Source organism: Acidovorax sp. KPB24-03 (assembly GCF_057546605.1).
This window is the reverse complement of the sequence record NZ_BAAJYR010000450.1, coordinates 1-2,690: the sequence shown is the minus strand read 5'-3', so window position 1 is coordinate 2,690 and position 2,690 is coordinate 1. Positions and strand designations below refer to the sequence as shown.

The window sequence follows — 2,690 nt, the reverse complement described above, 5'->3', positions numbered from 1 at the left end:
GTGATGGGCGGCTGAGGCGCCACGCCACCCGCGTACCAGCGCCCTTTCAAGCCGATCCTTTAGAGCGGTCCCGCCGGGGCCGGGCCACCGGCCAATGGCCCGGCGGCGTGCGGCACCGCCGCCGCACTGGCGTCCGAGTCGCTGCCGGGCAGCAGCCCCCGACCCGCGCCTGCGCCGCAGGCATGGCAGAACCGGGCGAATGCGCTCTTGCGGATGTTGCAAGCGCCGCAGTGGTCGAACAGCCCGATGCCGCAGTGGGGGCAGAAGTCGATGGTGGGGTCCTTCAGGTCCACCGGCCGCTCGCACCCAGGGCACACGCCCTTGGCCAGGCGCGCCAGGGCGACGTCGTAGCTCAGTTCCTTGCGGCGCTCCTGGTCGGGCAGCGCCTCGGCCCGCTTCTGGCGCTCCAGGTAGCGGTTGAGCGCCACGATGGCGTAGCGCCCGACCAGCGCGGTCACGACGATGCCGACCACGTAGCGCACATAGCCGCCGTAGCTGGGCAGGTAGGGCACCAGCTCCACGAAGAACGCGAACAGCGCGAAGAAGATGAAGCCCCACACGAACGGCCAGTAGGTGCCCTTGCGCTTCTTCACGAACAGCCAGCCGGCCACCACCAGCAGCGGCAGCGTGAGCGCCAGCCGGTACAGGAACACGCGCAGCTGCACCTTGCGCTGCTGCACGGCCATGCGCTCGTAGCCCTCCTTTTCCAGCGCGGCCAGCCGTTGCTGCGCGGCCGTGGCCGCCTGGCGCGCATCGAGCGCGGCCTGCTGCTGCGCTTCGACCGCCTGCTGGGTCTGGCGCTCGCGCAGCTGGAGCCGGTCCAGCGCCTGCGTGCGCTGCACCACCTCGGGGTTGTGTTCGGACTGCTGCGTGGCGCTGCGCGTGGCCAGCCAGTTGTTGAAGGTCTCGCGCTCCGCCGCGGTCTCGCTGCGCGACTTGGCGCGCTGCAGGCGGGCCTGGTCGAGCGCCGTCTCCGCGCTCTCCTCGGCCTGCTGCGCGTTGCGCACCTGGGCGCGCAGCATCTCCGCGGCAGGGCGGTCCAGGAAATCGTCGAGCTGCAGCGTGGCCTCGACCTTGGGCAGGTCGTCCACGACGGTGCCGCCCAGCCCGATCAGGAAGCTGGCGAACACCAGCGACACCAGCCACAGGCCCCGGCGGAACCATTTTTCCGACAGGCGAAGGGATTTGCTCATGACCAGCTCCTCGGCATTGAAATACTATTCATTTGATAGCAACAAAGACAATCAATATCCCGGCATCAGCGGCTTTTGACTATAAACCCGTGTTGGCGTCACGGCGGCGGCAGCGCCACCGGGGCCGATGCCAGTTGCGCGCGCTGCAGCCACGCCAGGGCCGAGTCCACGGTCACCGTGGCGATGCGGTTGGCGAAGCGCTCGCTGTCCGGGTGGTCGTCGAACGCCACGTTCGCCGCCGTCACCCGCCCGCCCAGCCGCGTGAGCGCGCCGACCTTGAGCACGGTCGGCTCGTACCCCTTGTAGCGCAGCCAGGCCTGCGCTTGGTCGCGCCGGAGCACGGTGCCGGGCTCCATGGCCGCGGCCAGCGTCTCCATCGCCCACTGGTTCGACTGCTGGTACTTCGTGCCCCAGGCGTAGCTCACCATGCTGTAGGGCCGCTGGTGCATGGCCGTGGCGCGCGTGCGGTCGGCGAGCACGGCCATCATCCGCTGCTGCACCTCGGGCGTGGGCACGGCCCACACGGCCTCGTAGCGCCACAGGTCGTCGAGAAAGAACTCGCCCAGCCCCTGCCGGTACACCACGCCCACCGCGGTGCCGCACTCGTTGAGCTTGTGCACCACGCGCCACGGCCCCTGCGGCGTGCGGTAGGCCCAGCCCAGGTGCGAGTAGCGCAACCCGTACCGGGACAGGTCCTGCCCCGCACGCGCCAGGACCACCACCTGGGTGCCCGAGCGGGCGTGCTCCGCGTCCAGGGCACGGGCCGTGCGGGCGGCCAGATCCATGCCGCGCTCGATGAGCTGCGGGGTCGGCTTGCGCGCCTCGCACGATCGGCCCGCGTGCGCGGCGCCGGTTCCGGCGAGAGCAACCGCCGCCAGAGCGGCCAGGGCCCGCCTGCGCATGGTCCGCCCCCTCACAGCCGCTCGTTGTAGAGCAGCGCACGGCCCAGGGCATTGGGCACGAAGGCCAGCGCCTCGCCCGCCACCGACAGGACAACGCCGGTGCCGATCACGCTGCAGGCCACCGCCGACCCCACGGCATGGACCGTGCCGGAGGCCGCGCGGCCGGCCACCTCCACGCTCACCTGCGCGCCATCGGACGCCCGCTCCAGCACATACACGGTGCCGTTGGCCGACGCCTCCACGGCCTTCACGGTAAGGATCGCGCCGCCCACCGACAACGCGACGGGAACGGCCGCCACCGCCCCGGCGGCCGTGGACGCCACCGAAGCGGTGCCCACCACCGAGGCCACGGGCAGCAGCGACAGGCCGACGGACACCTCGCTCTGCGCATGCACGGCGCCTGCCGACAGCGCAAAGGCCAGGCCGAAGCCCGCGGCCCGGCGGGCCCAGGAAAAACGGGGGATCAGAGTCTCGATGCGCATGGTCTTTCTCCAGAAAAAGGGCGCGACAGCGGGGCCGCCGTGCGCGCAGGGGACGGCCGGGAAAGCGGGCACCGCGCCCGCTCCGGCCCCCGGGGTCACTCCGCCGTCGCCTT

At 71.6% G+C, this 2,690-nt stretch carries 3 protein-coding genes; all 3 read right to left on the bottom strand.

The genetic code is table 11. The annotated features are described in order from the left end of the window. Positions 1–59: 59 nt before the first annotated feature. On the bottom strand, positions 60–1,193 hold the full coding sequence (locus AC27KI_RS22415) for a serine endopeptidase (RefSeq protein WP_487115916.1): 1,134 nt from the start codon (positions 1,191–1,193) through the stop codon (positions 60–62). 98 nt (positions 1,194–1,291) lie between these two features. Then, positions 1,292–2,095 carry a DUF2145 domain-containing protein gene (locus AC27KI_RS22410; protein ID WP_284431357.1) on the bottom strand — a complete coding sequence of 268 codons (804 nt, stop codon included), beginning with the start codon at positions 2,093–2,095 and terminating at the stop codon, positions 1,292–1,294. An 11-nt stretch (positions 2,096–2,106) separates the two neighbouring features. Then, positions 2,107–2,577 carry a hypothetical protein gene (locus tag AC27KI_RS22405; protein ID WP_487115914.1) on the bottom strand — a complete coding sequence of 157 codons (471 nt, stop codon included), beginning with the start codon at positions 2,575–2,577 and terminating at the stop codon, positions 2,107–2,109. Between the last annotated feature and the right edge of the window lie 113 nt (positions 2,578–2,690).

What these genes read in the sequence shown, in the direction of transcription:
- AC27KI_RS22415 (WP_487115916.1), bottom strand. Translation starts at nt 1,193, where the DNA reads ATGAGCAAATCCCTTCGCCTGTCGGAAAAATGGTTCCGCCGGGGCCTG.
- AC27KI_RS22410 (WP_284431357.1), bottom strand. Translation starts at nt 2,095, where the DNA reads ATGCGCAGGCGGGCCCTGGCCGCTCTGGCGGCGGTTGCTCTCGCCGGA.
- AC27KI_RS22405 (WP_487115914.1), bottom strand. Translation starts at nt 2,577, where the DNA reads ATGCGCATCGAGACTCTGATCCCCCGTTTTTCCTGGGCCCGCCGGGCC.